12 protein-coding genes, 1 tRNA gene and 1 pseudogene are annotated in these 14,365 nt (G+C 72.2%); 10 read left to right on the top strand and 4 right to left on the bottom strand.

Annotated elements, in window-relative coordinates; genetic code table 11:
- Positions 1 to 3: 3 nt before the first annotated feature.
- Positions 4 to 804 (top strand): family 1 encapsulin nanocompartment shell protein, encoded by an 801-nt coding sequence (locus tag ACFY2K_RS23905; protein ID WP_387713841.1) that lies wholly within the window; start codon positions 4 to 6, stop codon positions 802 to 804.
- Positions 805 to 1,002: 198 nt separating this feature from the next.
- A pseudogene (locus ACFY2K_RS23900) lies at positions 1,003 to 1,815 on the top strand (NB-ARC domain-containing protein); the annotation flags it as partial.
- 1,295 nt (positions 1,816 to 3,110) lie between these two features.
- Here the strand turns inward: ACFY2K_RS23900 and ACFY2K_RS23895 are convergent.
- Positions 3,111 to 4,331: a hypothetical protein gene (locus tag ACFY2K_RS23895; RefSeq protein ID WP_387713839.1), complete on the bottom strand. Its 1,221-nt coding sequence runs from the start codon at positions 4,329 to 4,331 to the stop codon at positions 3,111 to 3,113.
- Between the two features lie 324 nt (positions 4,332 to 4,655).
- Here ACFY2K_RS23895 and ACFY2K_RS23890 point away from each other — a divergent pair, with 324 nt between their 5' ends.
- Together ACFY2K_RS23890 and ACFY2K_RS23885 are read left to right on the top strand one after the other, a co-directional pair.
- Positions 4,656 to 5,441, top strand: coding sequence for an electron transfer flavoprotein subunit beta/FixA family protein (locus ACFY2K_RS23890; RefSeq protein ID WP_387713836.1), 786 nt, complete (start codon positions 4,656 to 4,658; stop codon positions 5,439 to 5,441).
- A gap of 74 nt (positions 5,442 to 5,515) precedes the next feature.
- Positions 5,516 to 6,478 carry an electron transfer flavoprotein subunit alpha/FixB family protein gene (locus tag ACFY2K_RS23885; RefSeq protein WP_380408228.1) on the top strand — a complete coding sequence of 321 codons (963 nt, stop codon included), beginning with the start codon at positions 5,516 to 5,518 and terminating at the stop codon, positions 6,476 to 6,478.
- Between the two features lie 161 nt (positions 6,479 to 6,639).
- Here the strand turns inward: ACFY2K_RS23885 and ACFY2K_RS23880 are convergent, their stop codons facing one another.
- Positions 6,640 to 7,074 carry a hypothetical protein gene (locus tag ACFY2K_RS23880; protein ID WP_375891314.1) on the bottom strand — a complete coding sequence of 145 codons (435 nt, stop codon included), beginning with the start codon at positions 7,072 to 7,074 and terminating at the stop codon, positions 6,640 to 6,642.
- Positions 7,075 to 7,257: 183 nt separating this feature from the next.
- On the opposite strand from ACFY2K_RS23880, the gene ACFY2K_RS23875 reads away from it, so the two are divergent.
- Together ACFY2K_RS23875 and ACFY2K_RS23870 are read left to right on the top strand one after the other, a co-directional pair.
- Positions 7,258 to 8,409 (top strand): acyl-CoA dehydrogenase family protein, encoded by a 1,152-nt coding sequence (locus tag ACFY2K_RS23875; RefSeq protein WP_387713832.1) that lies wholly within the window; start codon positions 7,258 to 7,260, stop codon positions 8,407 to 8,409.
- Between the two features lie 87 nt (positions 8,410 to 8,496).
- Positions 8,497 to 9,240 (top strand): TetR family transcriptional regulator, encoded by a 744-nt coding sequence (locus ACFY2K_RS23870; RefSeq protein WP_375897271.1) that lies wholly within the window; start codon positions 8,497 to 8,499, stop codon positions 9,238 to 9,240.
- A gap of 246 nt (positions 9,241 to 9,486) precedes the next feature.
- On the opposite strand, the gene ACFY2K_RS23865 is transcribed toward ACFY2K_RS23870, so the two are convergent.
- Positions 9,487 to 9,571 (bottom strand) — tRNA-Leu (locus tag ACFY2K_RS23865).
- 303 nt (positions 9,572 to 9,874) lie between these two features.
- Between ACFY2K_RS23865 and ACFY2K_RS23860 the strand changes: the two genes are divergently transcribed.
- The 3 genes from ACFY2K_RS23860 (at position 9,875) to ACFY2K_RS23850 (ending at position 12,900) form a co-directional block, all read left to right on the top strand.
- Positions 9,875 to 11,206 (top strand): M20/M25/M40 family metallo-hydrolase, encoded by a 1,332-nt coding sequence (locus ACFY2K_RS23860; protein WP_360246117.1) that lies wholly within the window; start codon positions 9,875 to 9,877, stop codon positions 11,204 to 11,206.
- Between the two features lie 279 nt (positions 11,207 to 11,485).
- Positions 11,486 to 11,728: a chaplin gene (locus ACFY2K_RS23855; RefSeq protein WP_375897268.1), complete on the top strand. Its 243-nt coding sequence runs from the start codon at positions 11,486 to 11,488 to the stop codon at positions 11,726 to 11,728.
- 317 nt (positions 11,729 to 12,045) lie between these two features.
- Positions 12,046 to 12,900 (top strand): chaplin, encoded by an 855-nt coding sequence (locus ACFY2K_RS23850; RefSeq protein WP_380595294.1) that lies wholly within the window; start codon positions 12,046 to 12,048, stop codon positions 12,898 to 12,900.
- Positions 12,901 to 13,081: 181 nt separating this feature from the next.
- On the opposite strand, the gene ACFY2K_RS23845 is transcribed toward ACFY2K_RS23850, so the two are convergent.
- A complete protein-coding gene (locus ACFY2K_RS23845; RefSeq protein ID WP_350517275.1) occupies positions 13,082 to 13,291 on the bottom strand; it encodes a DUF5703 family protein in 210 nt (69 codons plus the stop codon).
- A 363-nt stretch (positions 13,292 to 13,654) separates the two neighbouring features.
- On the opposite strand from ACFY2K_RS23845, the gene ACFY2K_RS23840 reads away from it, so the two are divergent.
- Positions 13,655 to 14,254 carry a hypothetical protein gene (locus tag ACFY2K_RS23840; protein ID WP_375897262.1) on the top strand — a complete coding sequence of 200 codons (600 nt, stop codon included), beginning with the start codon at positions 13,655 to 13,657 and terminating at the stop codon, positions 14,252 to 14,254.
- Positions 14,255 to 14,365: the final 111 nt, after the last annotated feature.

Genomic DNA, 14,365 nt, shown 5'->3' with positions numbered 1-14,365 from the left:
ACCATGAGCAACCTGCACCGAGAACTCGCCCCCGTCTCCGCCGCCGCCTGGGAGGAGATCGAGGAGGAGGCCCGGCAGACCTTCAAACTCCACGTCGCCGGCCGCCGCGTGGTCGACCTCGACGGTCCCGACGGCCCCACCCTCGCCGCCGTCGGCACCGGCCACCTCACCACCATCGACCCACCCCTCGACGGCGTCCAGGCCCACGCCCGCACCAGCCGTCCGGTGGTCGAACTGCGCGTCCCCTTCACCGTCAGCCGCTCCGCCGTCGACGACGTCGAACGCGGCTCCCGCGACTCCGACTGGCAACCCGTCAAGGACGCCGCCCGCACCCTCGCCCGCGCCGAGGACCGCACCGTCTTCGCCGGCTACCCCGCCGCCCACATCGAGGGCATTCGCGCCGACTCCACCAACCCGCCGGTCCAACTCCCGCCCGACGTCCGCGAATACCCCGAAGCCGTCAGCCAGGCCCTCACCGCTCTCCGCCTCGCCGGCGTCGGCGGCCCCTACGCCCTCCTCCTCGGCGCCGACGCCTACACCGCCGTCAACGAGACCTCCGACCACGGCTACCCCGTCGCCAGCCACATCGCCCGCCTCCTCGACGGGGACATCATCTGGGCCCCCGCCATCGAGGGCGCCTTCCTGCTCTCCACCCGCGGCGGCGACTTCGAACTCCACCTGGGCCAGGACGTTTCCGTCGGCTACCTCTCCCACGACGGTGACTCGGTACGGCTCTATCTGCAGGAGTCGTTGACCTTCAGCGTCTACACGGGAGAGGCAGCCGTCGCGTTGACCGCTGCCTGACCTCGTGGCCCCGCGTCCACGGGCCGGCGCGAACCGCACCGGCCCGTGGTGCCGGACGGCGCGGGGCGATCAGGCTGACGATCCGTCATGTCTCGTGGTATCAGTGATGCCCGGACGATTCCGGCGCCTTCTCCGGCCGTCTCCGTCCTTCGTTCGTGCTGTGCCTGACGGGTAGGGGGAGCCGATGGAACCGGATTCGTGCGGGGCGCCGCGAGTTCGACGTCCTCGCCGGTCCGGCGGCGGCCGGTGAGCGCGGCGGACTCCACCCGTGAGCCGAGTTCCACGGTGCGCAACTCCCTTGCCGGGAGCGAGGTCGCCGGTGCGGTCGTCCAGGCGGGCCGGATCCGCGACCTGACCGTCTACTCCTCGCCCGCTGGCTCCTCGCCCCCGGTACCTCGGCAGCTTCCCCCCGTGCCGCGTCGGCTGGTCGGACGGGACGCCGACCTCGCCTGCCTGGACCGAGAGTTGGGCAGGGCGGGCGGTCCGGTCGACCTGACCGTGGTGCTCACCGGGCCCGCCGGGGTGGGGAAGACCGCCCTCGGTGTCCACTGGCTGCGAGGCCATTCCGAGCGCTTCCCGGACGGTCGGCTCTTCGCCGACCTGCGGGCCCACGCCCCCGGCGGTCCGGCGGATCCTGCCGAGGTGCTGGCGGGCTTCCTGCGCGCCCTCGGCGTCTCGCCGGTGCCACGCGACCCCTCCGAGGGCGCCGCGCTCTGGCGCTCGCTCGCCGCCGAACGCCGGATAGCCGTCCTGCTCGACGACGCATCCAGCGCCGCCCAGGTCCGCTCGCTGCTGCCCGGCGCGGAGCACGCCGTGGTCGTGGTCACCAGCCGCCGTCGACTCACCCGGCTCGGCACGGACGGTGCCGTTCTCCGGCCGGTCGACCTGCTGTCGGACGAGGACTCGGTGCGACTGTTCGCCCAGCTGGTCGGCGAGGAGCGGGTGGCGCGGGAGCAGGCGGTCGCGGAACTGGTGGTGGGGTGCTGCGCAGGGCTTCCGCTGGCCGTCTGTCTTGCCGCCGCCAGGGTCGCGGCCCGGCCCGCGCAGTCGCTCCTGGGCGCCGCCGGACCCGTCGTCGACGAGTCCCGGCGGCTCGTCGCACTCGACATCGACGGAGAGGGCGTGCGGCAGCCACTGGACGCCTCCCTGGCCGGACTGGGCCCGGGGACTGTCCGGCTGTACCGGCTGCTGGGTCTCCTGCCGTTCCCGGTCTTCACCCTGGACGTCGTCCGGGTGCTCGGCGATCTGGAACGGGCCGAGGCCGAGCCGCTGCTCGACCGGTTGGTCGACGTCCACCTGCTGGAGGCGGCGGCGGACGGCTTCCGCTTCCACGGCCTGGTGAAGCTGCACGCGTCGGCGTGCGGGGAGGGGATCCGCGACCACCCCGAGGGGCGGGCTGCCGTCGACCGCCTCCTCGACTGGTACCTGGCCACTGCCACGGCCGCGGAGGCCCTGCTGACCCCGAGTCATCGAACCCTGCGCCGTGACTTCGTGACCGGACCGGTGCCCGGGGAGTTCGCCGGAGAAGCGGCGGCGGTCGACTGGCTCGACGCGGAGACCGGGCGGCTCGCCGACGCCGTCCGCTGGGCCGCCGACACCGGTCGTGCCGCCACCGCCTGGCAGCTGGTCGACGCCATGTGGCCGCTCTTCCTCCAGCTGCGTCCCGTCCCGCTGTGGGTCGAGGCCCACCGGATCGGCCTGATCGCCGCCCGCTCGGCGGGCCACCGCGACGGCGAGCTACGCATGCTCACCTCCGGCGGCGCCGGTCTGCGCAACGTCGGCCGGGGCGCGGAGGCCGCCGCGTGGTACACCGAGGCGCTCCACCTGGCCCGTGGCGCCGGCAACGCGCTCGCCGAGGCCGACGCCCTCTACGGCCTCGGCCAGACCCACCACGCGGAGGGCCGGTTCGCCCAGGCGGCGGACTGCCTGCGCAGGACGGCCGCGATCCGGGCGGCCCGAGGCTACCGACGGGGTACGGCGCTGGCCCGACTCGCCCTCGGCGGCATCCTGCTGGAGGAGGGTCGGGCCGCCGAGGCCGTCCCGGTCCTCATCGGAGCCCACCGGGAGCTCGCCACCCTCCCCACGGCGTACGAGGCCGCCCGTGCGCTGGCCTTCCTCGGCCGGGCGCACACGGTCCTCGGGGCCCACGAGGAGGCGGGGCGGTGCTTCGCGGAGGCGCTCGGGGTCTTCCGGGAAGGCCGGGCGAGGCGCTGGGAGGCCCGGGTCCTCGAACTCACGGGAAACCTCGCCCTGGCCTGCGGCGACCCCGCCGGGGCGGACGCCCGCTGGCAGGAGTCCCTCGACCTCTACCGGGCGCTGGGCGCCCCCGATGCCGCGCGTGTCGCCGCCGTGATGGCTGCTGGTGCACCGACCCCGTCGTCGGCCGCGGGCCACAACGGCGAGGGCAGCGGCAGTACGGGAGGTACGGGCGGAGGAGTGGGTTCGGCCAGGCCGAGGACGCGGTAGAGCAGCTGACGCATCCTGAGGTCGAACCGGCCGGGCTCCGAGCTGATCCGGGCCGCGACAGCGGCGTAGTCCTCGCGCCGGTACCGCTCGGCGGCGCGGTCGAGCTGGGCGGTGAGCGAGCGGGACGGGCTGAGTGCCGGCGCGGTGCGGGCGAGCCGCGCGCCGGGCGAGCGCGGGTTGATGCCGTGCTGCGGGTAGGCGGCGAGCAGGATCGGGGCGCCGGTCATGGTGCCGTAGAGGGTGACCGAGCCGTGGTCGCCGATGACGAAGTCGGCGGCGACCAGCAGGGGGCGCCAGTCCTCCTCCGGCCCGGGCACGCTGACCGCCCCGGGTGCGGTGCCGGCCACCCGTGCGCGGACGGCCCGGGGGCCGTGCGCGGCGGCCACGTTGGGATGGACCAGCAGTGCGGCGCGGTGGCCGTGGCGGGGCAGCTCGGCGGCCAGCCGCGGCAGGACGGTGTCGAGCCGCGCGAACAGCGAGCCGCTGCCCCAGGTGGAGCAGAGCAGCACCAGCCGCTCATCGGGCGCCAGTCCGAGTGCGGTCCGGTACCGCTCCCGGTCGGGCAGCGCGGCGGCGATCCGGTCGTGGTCGGCATCGCCCACGACCTCGGCGATCGACAGCGCCTCCGGGCAGCCGCGACCGAGCTCGGTGCGGTCGTCCCGGTGCGCGAGCGCGTACGCGGCGGGCACCAGCCGTCCCTGCCAGACGAGGTACTCGGGCCCGAGCCCGGCGACGGTGCGCCCGGCCCCGACGCCGGACGGCGACAGCTTGTTGTGTCCGACGCCGTGCGTCAGCCGGACCGTCGGGCCGTGCAGTCGCTCCAGCCCTCGCGAACCCGCGGCGAGCACCAGGTCGAAACTCCGGCGGACGGCCTCCGCCCAGGGCAGCACGGTGGCGCCGAGCCGTCGGACGTGGGCGGCCGCACCCCGGTTGAACGTGTGCGGCGCCACCGTGAACCGGACCCGCACCCGCGGGTCGGCGTCGAGGAGGGCGTGGACGCTGCGCAGCCGCTGGCCGTAGACCGTGGTGTGCACGACCACCAGCACGTCCACCGACGTCATCTCCGCCGCCTCCTCCGGTGCCGATCCGCCGCCCCGGGCCCCGGTTCGGCACTGCGGGCGGCACGCTCGGGCATTCTGGTGCACTCCGGCACGGCCCCGGACACCGGGTAGGGTACTGAGTGCCTTTACCAGGGGTACTGAGTGCCGTATTCTCTCGGTGGAGCCTCTGATGCCAGTCGCAGACAGCCGACCCGGCATGCCGGTCCAGGTGGCGCTTGCGGCACGCGGGCCGTTGCCGGGCCGGGGTTGGCACTCAGTACCCTCGGCCTGACCTGAGGCCATGGATCCAGTGCATCCGTGCACCCGTGACAGGAGAAACCGCTCATGAGCTTGAGGATCGTCGTCTGTGTGAAGTACGTGCCGGATGCGACGGGTGACCGTCGTTTCGCGGACGACCACACCACGGACCGGGAGGGTGTGGACGGCCTCCTGTCGGAGCTGGACGAGTACGGCGTGGAGCAGGCGCTGCGGATCGCGGAGGCGAACGAGGGTGCCGAGGTGACGGTGCTCACGGTGGGTCCGGACGATGCGAAGGACGCGCTGCGCAAGGCGTTGTCGATGGGTGCGGACAAGGCCGTGCACGTGAACGACGACGACATCCACGGTTCGGATGTGATCGGGACGTCGGCGGTGCTGGCGAAGGCGCTGGAGAAGACCGGGTTCGACCTGGTGATCGGTGGGATGGCGTCGACGGACGGCACGATGGGTGTGCTGCCGGCGCTGCTCGCGGAGCGGCTGGGTGTGCCGCAGGTGACGCTGCTGTCCGAGGTGTCGGTCGAGGGCGGCGTGGTGAAGGGCCGTCGGGACGGTGACGCGGCGACGGAGCTGGTCGAGGCGGCGCTGCCGGCGGTGGTCTCGGTGACGGACCAGTCGGGTGAGGCCCGGTACCCGTCGTTCAAGGGGATCATGGCGGCGAAGAAGAAGCCGGTGCAGTCGCTGGACCTGGACGACCTGGGGATCGAGGCGGACGAGGTCGGTCTGGCGGGTTCGTGGACGGCGGTCGACTCGGTGGCGGCGCGTCCGGCGCGCACCGCGGGCACGGTCGTCAAGGACGAGGGCGAGGGCGGCAAGCAGCTCGCCGCGTTCCTGGCCGACCAGAAGTTCATCTAGTCCGCCCCGCCCCGACCCCGATCCGGCTGGTCCAGTGATCCGGCCGATCCCGCTGAACACGGAGACATAGAGCAATGGCTGAGATTCTCGTCCTGGTCGACCACGCCGACGGCGCGGTCCGCAAGCCCGCCCTGGAGCTGCTGACCCTGGCCCGCCGTATCGGTGAGCCGTCCGCCGTCGTGCTGGGCGCGGGTGCCGCGGCCGCCGACATCGCCGCCAAGGCCGCCGAGTTCGGTGCCGCCAAGGTGTACGTCGCCGACGGCGCCGAGTTCGCCGACCAGCTGGTCGTCCCCAAGGTGGACGCCCTGGCCCAGATCGCCAAGGCCAACGACGTGGCCGCCGTCCTGGTGACGTCCTCCGGCGAGGGCAAGGAGGTCGCCGCCCGCGTCGCGCTGCGCCTCGGCTCGGGCATCATCACCGACGCCGTGGACGTCCGCGCCGGCGAGCAGGGCCCGATCGCCACCCAGTCGGTGTTCGCCGCCTCGTTCACCGTCGACTCCCGCGTGAGCAACGGCGTGCCGGTCATCACCGTCAAGCCGAACGCCGTGGCCCCGGAGGCCGTCGCGGCCGCCGGTGCGGTGGAGAACGTGTCGGTGGAGTTCACCGGCAACGCCGCCAAGGTCACCTCGCGCACCCCGCGCGTCTCCACCGGCCGTCCCGAGCTGACCGAGGCCGCCATCGTGGTCTCCGGCGGCCGTGGCGTCGGTGCCGCCGAGGGCTTCGGCGTGGTCGAGGAGCTCGCGGACGCGCTGGACGCGGCCGTCGGTGCCTCGCGTGCCGCCGTCGACGCCGGCTGGTACCCGCACAGCTCCCAGGTCGGCCAGACCGGCAAGCAGGTCTCGCCCCAGCTGTACGTGGCCAACGGCATCTCGGGCGCCATCCAGCACCGGGCCGGCATGCAGACCTCGAAGACCATCGTGGCCGTCAACAAGGACCCCGAGGCCCCGATCTTCGAGCTCGCCGACTACGGCGTGGTCGGCGACCTCTTCGAGGTGCTGCCGCAGCTCACCGCCGAGGTGAAGGCCCGCAAGGGCTGATCCCCGCGAACCGCCGGAGGGCGTGGCACTCGGTACCCCGGTACCGAGTGCCACGCCCTCCGCCGTTTCCCGGTCCGTTTCCTGGTCCGTTTCCTGGTCCGTTTCCTGGTCCGCCCGTCCGCCCGTCCGCCCGTCCGCCCGCTCCCGTCCGGGGCCGTCGGCTATTCGGCGAAGGCCGCGAGGTGCTGGGTGAAGCCGCCCTTGGTGGGCGGCAGCGGCCGCGGTTCGAGGTCGTGCACCGGCGGCGGCTCCTCCATCGGCAGCAGCCGCAGCTCGGGCTGCTCGGAGTCGGGGGAGGAGTACAGCCGCACCCGGGTGCCGACCGGGACGGTGCTGCGCATCCCGTCCACGATGCACCAGACGTCGAACCCCTCCTCCATCCGGATCAGCGACTTCTGCCGGACCAGCGGCGTCCGGGCCTGTTCGACCGCGCAGCGCCGGACCACGCCGGTGCCCTCGCTGGGCTCCAGCCGCAGCTCGGTGGAGCCGCAGGTGGGGCAGAGCAGGCGTTGGAAGGTCGGGTTGTTGCACCAGGTACAGCGCTGGAAGTACAGCGTCGTGCTCCGGGTGTCGGCATCGATGGCTGAGTGGACCACGCTGTCATCTCCCTGCGCTCGGACCGGCTCTGTCGGCTGAAGTACGTCAGTAGTTCGGCGGTAGTTCGGCAGGAAAAGGATAGGGAACTCAGTGCCGCCCTGGGAAGGCACTGAGTTCCCTTTTTGCCACGCACGTGCATAATGAAGGGTACTGAGTACCGTCGTGAAACAGGAGTGGCGATCATGAGCCAGGACTTCGATCTCTTCCGTATCTCCGAGGAGCACGGGATGCTCCGTGAGGCGGTGCGTTCGCTGGCCGAGGCGAAGATCGCTCCGTTCGCGGCGGAGGTGGACGAGCAGGGCCGGTTCCCGCAGGAGGCGTTGGACGCGCTGACGGGCAGCGATCTGCATGCGGTGCACGTGCCGGAGGAGTTCGGTGGTGCGGGGGCGGACGCGTTGGCGACGGTGATCGTGATCGAGGAGGTCGCGCGGGTGTGCGGCTCGTCGTCGTTGATCCCGGCGGTGAACAAGCTGGGTTCGTTGCCGGTGCAGTTGTCGGGTTCGGAGGAGTTGAAGGCGAAGTACCTGGGGGCGTTGGCGCGGGGCGAGGGGATGTTCTCGTACTGCCTGTCGGAGCCGGAGGCGGGCAGTGACGCGGCGGGGATGAAGACGCGGGCGGTGCGTGACGGTGACTTCTGGGTGCTGAACGGGGTGAAGCGCTGGATCACCAACGCGGGGGTGTCGGAGTTCTACACGGTGATGGCCGTGACGGATCCTTCGATGCGGTCGAAGGGGATCTCGGCGTTCGTGGTGGAGAAGGGCGATGCGGGGGTGTCGTTCGGGGCTCCGGAGAAGAAGTTGGGGATCAAGGGGTCGCCGACGCGTGAGGTGTACTTCGACAACGTGCGGATCCCGGCGGACCGGATGATCGGTGCGGAGGGTACGGGTTTCGCGACGGCGATGAGGACGCTGGACCACACCCGGGTGACGATCGCGGCGCAGGCGGTGGGTATCGCGCAGGGGGCGTTGGACTATGCGAAGGGCTATGTCCAGGAGCGTAAGCAGTTCGGGAAGGCGATCGCGGAGTTCCAGGGTGTGCAGTTCATGCTGGCGGACATGGCGATGAAGCTGGAGGCCGCGCGGCAGATGACGTACGTGGCGGCGGCGAAGTCGCAGCGTGGGGATGCGGATCTGACGTTCTTCGGTGCGGCGGCGAAGTGTTTCGCGTCGGACGTGGCGATGGAGGTGACCACGGACGCGGTGCAGTTGCTGGGTGGTTACGGGTACACGCGGGACTACCCGGTGGAGCGGATGATGCGGGACGCGAAGATCACCCAGATCTACGAGGGCACCAACCAGGTCCAGCGGATCGTGATGGCCCGCAACCTGCCGTAACGACGGCCCGACGGGCCCCGACGGCCGGCCGGTCCAGCCGACCGGCCGTCGGGGCCGCCCCGTCGCGCCGATGCTAAGTTCCGGAGAATGAGCGAGAAGGAAGAGCAGGACCTGCCCATGAACGACGGGCCCTCGAAGCCGGCCATGCGCGAGGCGCTGGTGGCCGCGGCCTTCGAACTCTTCCTGGAGCGCGGCTTCGAGCAGACGACGGTCGACGACATCGTCTCGCTCGCCGGTGTCGGCCGGCGCTCCTTCTTCCGCTACTTCCCGGCCAAGGAGGACGTGGTCTTCCCCGACCACGAGCGCAGCCTCGCCGAGATGACGGAGTTCCTGGAGTCCGGCAGCGGTGAGGAGGACCCGGTCCGGCACGCCTGCGAGGCGGCCCGCCTGGTCCTGCGGATGTACGCGGAGCAGCCCTCCTTCTCCGTCCAGCGCTACCGCCTCACCCGCAAGGTCCCCGGCCTGCGCGCGTACGAGCTGTCGGTGGTCTGGCGCTACGAGCACACCCTCGCCGCCTACCTGCGCGGCCGCTTCGCCGCCCGCCCGGACGGCCCGCTGCGCGCCGACGTGATCGCCGCCGCCGTGGTCGCCGCGCACAACCACGCCCTGCGCACCTGGCTGCGCTCGGGCGGCGAGAGCGACTGGGTGGCCGAGGTGGACGCGGCGATGGCCTTCGTCACCTCCACCTGGAGCGACCGCCCCGCCGACGCGGCCCAGGAGGGCGAGGGCCCGGGCGACGACGTGGTCGTGCTGGTCGCCAGCCGCCACGCGCCGCTCTGGCGGATGGTCCAGGGCATCGAGAGCGCCATCGGCGACTCCCGCCGGATCTGACGACGACGGTCGGGCTACGACGATCGGGCCACGGCGGTCGGGCCACGGCGGTCGGGTCACGGCGGTCGGGTCACGGCGGAACCCGACGGGCCGCCGGCCCCGATCCGCCTTCCCGCGCACCCTCCTGACCGATCGTCCGTCGGTCCCACCGCTGTGCGCGCCGCTGCCCGCCCGCCCGCGCCCCGGCCGCCGGCAAAGTCCCGGAAAACAAAGAGAACCCCAGATCAACTGGGGTTCTCTCGTCGGTGTCCGAGGGGGGACTTGAACCCCCACGCCCGATAAAGGGCACTAGCACCTCAAGCTAGCGCGTCTGCCATTCCGCCACCCGGACTAGGTGTCGCCCTCGCGGCTTCCGATCTCTCGTCCGTCGCGCTGACAGATGTAACTGTAGCAAAGATCGGCTTGAGCTCCCAAAACGGCTCCGGAGCGGGCGGACGTGCTGGTGGCGGGGCTGGCGGCGGGGGCGGGGGGTGGTCTGTGGCGGGGGTGTGACCAGCGGGTTTCGGGGGCGTGCGGGGGGTGGATCGCGATCGAGGGCTGGGGGAGGATGGGCGGACGTGCTCGTACGGCCCGGGTGCAGGTCCTGGGGGTGGCGCGCTGGTGCGTCGGTGCGGGCCAAAGACGAGGAGTGACCGTGAGCGAGCGGAGCGAGTCGGCGGCGCCGAAGGTGACGGCTGAGTCGGAGGTCGCCGAGATCTGTCGCGATCTGATCCGGATCGACACCAGCAACTACGGTGACGGCTCCGGCCCGGGCGAGCGCAAGGCGGCCGAGTACGTGGCCGAGCAGCTCGCGGAGTTCGGGATCGAGCCGCAGATCTTCGAGTCGGCCAAGGGGCGGGCCTCGACGGTGGTCCGGATCGAGGGCGAGGACCGGTCCCGTCCCGGCCTGCTGATCCACGGCCACACCGACGTGGTGCCGGCCAATGCCGCGGACTGGACGTACGACCCCTTCGGCGGCGAGATCGCCGACGGCTGCGTCTGGGGACGCGGCGCGGTCGACATGAAGGACATGGACGCGATGACCCTCGCCGTCGTCCGTGACCGGCTGCGCACCGGCCGCAAGCCCCCGCGCGACCTGGTGCTCGCCTTCCTCGCGGACGAGGAGGCGGGCGGCACGTACGGCGCCCGCTTCCTGGTGGACAAGCACCCGGAGCTGTTCGAGGGTGTGACCGAGGGCATCGGCGAGGTCGGCGGCTTCTCCTTCACCGTCAACGACCAGGCCCGGTTCTACCTGGTGGAGACGGCCGAGAAGGGCATGCACTGGATGCGCCTGACGGTCGAGGGCCGGGCCGGGCACGGCTCGATGTCGAACGACGACAACGCGATCACCGAGCTGTGCGAGGCCGTCGCCCGGCTCGGCCGCCACAAGTTCCCGCTGCGGATCACCCCGAGCGTGCGGGCCTTCCTGGACGAGCTGTCGGACGTCCTCGGGTACCGGCTGGACCCGGAGGACATGGACGAGGTGGTCCGCGTGCTCGGCGGCATCGCCAAGATGATCGGCACCACGTTCCGCAACACCGCCCAGCCGACCATGCTCGGCGCCGGCTACAAGGTGAACGTGATCCCCGGTCAGGCCACCGCCCATGTGGACGGGCGCTTCCTGCCCGGCTACGAGGAGGAGTTCCTCGCCGAGCTGGACAGCGTGCTGGGCCCGCGCGTGAAGCGGGAGAGCCTGCACTCGGACCGGGCGATCGAGACCGACTTCGACGGCGCGCTGGTCGAGGCCATGCAGACCGCGCTGCGGGCGGAGGACCCGATCGCCCGGGCGGTGCCGTACTGCCTGTCGGGCGGGACGGACGCCAAGTCCTTCCAGGACCTCGGCATCCGCTGCTTCGGCTTCGCGCCGTTGCAGCTGCCGCCGGAGCTGGACTTCGCCGGGATGTTCCACGGCGTGGACGAGCGGGTGCCGGTGGACGGGTTGAAGTTCGGCGTCCGGGTGCTGGACCGCTTCATCGACGCCTGCTGATCGATCGACCGATCGATCGACGTCTGCTGATCAGGCGACTGGGTCGGCCCGCTCCCGGACTGCCGGGGCGGGCCGACCGCATTGTCGGAGCGCATGATTGTGGGACGGGTGGAAAGTGATCAACAGAAACGATTCTGCTTGCCGTTCCGCGCCGGTCGTCTGTGCGAAGGATCACCGTTGCGGGTGAATGGGAAATCTGTTCCGTACCCCGTTTGCCGCAGCGTCGTTCATTCCTTTGCAGCCCGCCGAACGGGTTGCGTTGTCCGTACAGGAGGAATGATGAAGATCAAGAAGATCGCCGCTGTCGCCGCCGCCACCGGTGGCCTGGTGCTCGCCGCCGCCGGTGTCGCGTCCGCTCACGGCGGTGCCGGTGCCGAGGGTGTGGCCGCGGGTTCCCCGGGTGTCGTCTCGGGCAACCAGGTTCAGGTCCCGGTCCACGTGCCGGTGAACCTGTGCGGCAACACCGTCAGCGTGATCGGCGTGCTGAACCCGGCGTTCGGCAACCACTGCGCCAACTTCTGAGCCGACCTCCGGGCCGCTGAGGCCCGTTGAGCCGGGCTCGGTACGGCCCCCGGGCGGCGGACGCGCCGCGCCGGGGGCCTTTGCGTGCCGGGGCTTCTGCATACCAGGGGCCTTGGCGAACCGGACTCGACAAGGTTCGAACGCCCAGATCGCTCGATCGGGTGAAGCTGCTTCGTTCGGCTCAACCTCCCCGTTGGCCTCTCGTTGACTCCTGTGCAGTCAAAGGCCTTGCGCGATTTCCGGATATACGGAAATTCCGACTTTCATACGAGTTCATGCCAAGGTCGCCACGCCGTCTCGAAACGTCAGGGGAAATCATGAGGAATGTCGCCAAGAAGGGGATCCTCACTGCCGTGGCCACCGGCAGCGTGCTGGCCTCGACCGCCGGCTACGCCTACGCGGGCGCCGAAGCGCAGGGGGGTGCCACAGGATCACCGGGTGTCGCCTCCGGGAACTCGGTGCAGGTGCCGGTCGAGGTACCGATCAACGCCTGTGGCAACACGGTCGACGTGATCGGCGCCCTGAACCCGACGTACGGCAACCACTGTGCCAATGCCTCCGGCGGCGGCCGCCACGCCGCCCCGCGGCCCGGCCAGGGCGGCCAGGGCGGCCACCCCGGGGGCGTCGCCGGTTCCGGTGCGGGTGCCTCCCGGGGCTCCTCCGCCTCCGGTGCCTCCGCGAGCGGTGCCGCGGCGAACTCGGCCGGGGTGATCTCCGGCAACAGCGTCCAGGCCCCGGTGCACGTCCCGGTCAACGCCTGCGGCAACTCCGTGAACGTGGTGGGCGTCGGCAACCCGGCCTTCGGCAACGAGTGCGGCAACGTGGCCCACCCCGCCCCGAACCCGGCCCCGAAGCCGACCGACGACTGCCCCGAGGGCCACACCCCGCCGCCGTCGACCGGTGGCGACACCGGCACGGGCGGCCCGCGCAACGGCGGCCCGTCGACCGGTGTCACCCCGAGCACCCCGGTCGCCCAGCCGTCGAGCAACGGCGGCACCCAGGCCGTCCCGGCCGCCGCCCGCACCAGCGCCCCGGCCGCCCAGAGCGTCGCCGCGAACAGCGAGCTCGCCCACACCGGCGCCGGTGACGTGGAGATGCTCGGCGCCGCCGGGCTCGCGCTGCTGATCGGCGGCGGCGTGCTCTACCGCCGGGCCCGCGCCGGCGCCCGCTGAGTCCACCGGACCCGCTCGCGGTTGCTGTCGACGGGCAGGGTGAACAGCTGAACAGATGAACGGACGCACCCGCGGCCGCCCGGTTCGAACGGGCGGCCGCGGGTGCGTGAAGTCTCGGCGCGCACTGGTTCGGTGCGCGCTGGTTCGGTGTGCGGCGACTCGGGGTGAGGTGCCCCGCCCGTCACCAGCTCCGGATCTGCCGGATGATCCGTCGCTTGAGTCGGACCGTCCGGCTGCCGTCGGGGAACAGTCGCAGTCGGTCGAGCTCCCAGTGCCCGTACTCGGCGTGCTCGGTGAGCAGTTGGCGCGCCGCGTTGCGGGTGGTACCGCGCGGCATGCGCAGCGACTGGTACTCGTACTCCGGCTGCCGGACCGGCTTCGGTGGGGTCAAAACGCTCCTCCTGAGGATCACCTGCACGCAAGCCTACGGCCTGCCCCGGACAGTCGGCCGGGGTATTTCCGGCCGTCCTCCCGCCCCGGTGCGGCGGTTCGACGGCGCCCGGTCCGGAGGCCCGTCTGACAGCGCATCAGTTCTGTTGCTGCTGTGGAGGGGATACCCCGATACCGGCGCGCGAAGCGGTACCCGGACGGCCCCGCCGGACCGCCTGCGCGCCCTCTGCGCCCGCCCCGCGCCGGTCCCGGCGGGGGACAGAACGCACGGAATCGGACATCAGGGGGGAAGTTGCGGTGAAATCGCGGGTGTAGGTGACAACCGCTGTGCGTACCGGCGCCGCGGGGAGATAGCGTCTGCACCATGTCTGATGCCGCGCAGCCCACCATTGCCGAGGTACGCGCCGCCGCTGAGGCGGTCAAGGCCGCCATCGACCGTCATCTGGAAGCGGTGTCAAGCCCCAACGCAGCTGATGATCCCGCCGTCACCGCTGCCTACGAGCAGCTCGCGACGGCGGCCATCGCCTACGACCAACTCCTGTACGAGGTCTACGACGAGGTCACCCCCTTCGAGATCCCCGGCGACGAGGGACCGGGCGGCTACCACGGCCCGGAGCAGCCCGAGGCGATCAGCGTGCTGATCCGCCGCGACTACCACGTGGTCGACCCCAAGCGGCTGCGCGCGCAGGCCGAGCGGCTCGACGAGTCGTTGACCCCGGGGGGTGCCGGCGGCGTGAACTCCGCGATCGGCGTGCTGTTCGGCGAGTACGAGCCGGACGAGATCGCCGCCCGCAGTGAGGAGTTCGGCCTGGAGGAGGCGGACTCGACGCTCTGGGTGGCGGCGGCCGAGCCGACCGAACCGGGGGAGTGGCTGCCGGAGCCCTTCGAGCACGCGGACCCGCAGTTGCTGATCTGCCGGTTCGACGTGAGCGAGGTCTACGACGACGAGGACCCGGACGACTGACGTGGGGGGGCCGCCGGGGGGGGGGGGGGCGCCCCGGCGCGGGGGGGCCCCCCGGGGGGGCCCCGCCCCGGGGGGGCGGGGGGGGCGCGGGGCGGGCGCGCGCGGCGGGCG

The organism is Kitasatospora sp. NPDC001309 (assembly GCF_042896295.1).
GTDB lineage: Bacteria > Actinomycetota > Actinomycetes > Streptomycetales > Streptomycetaceae > Kitasatospora.
This window is presented reverse-complemented; position numbering and strand designations above follow the sequence as displayed.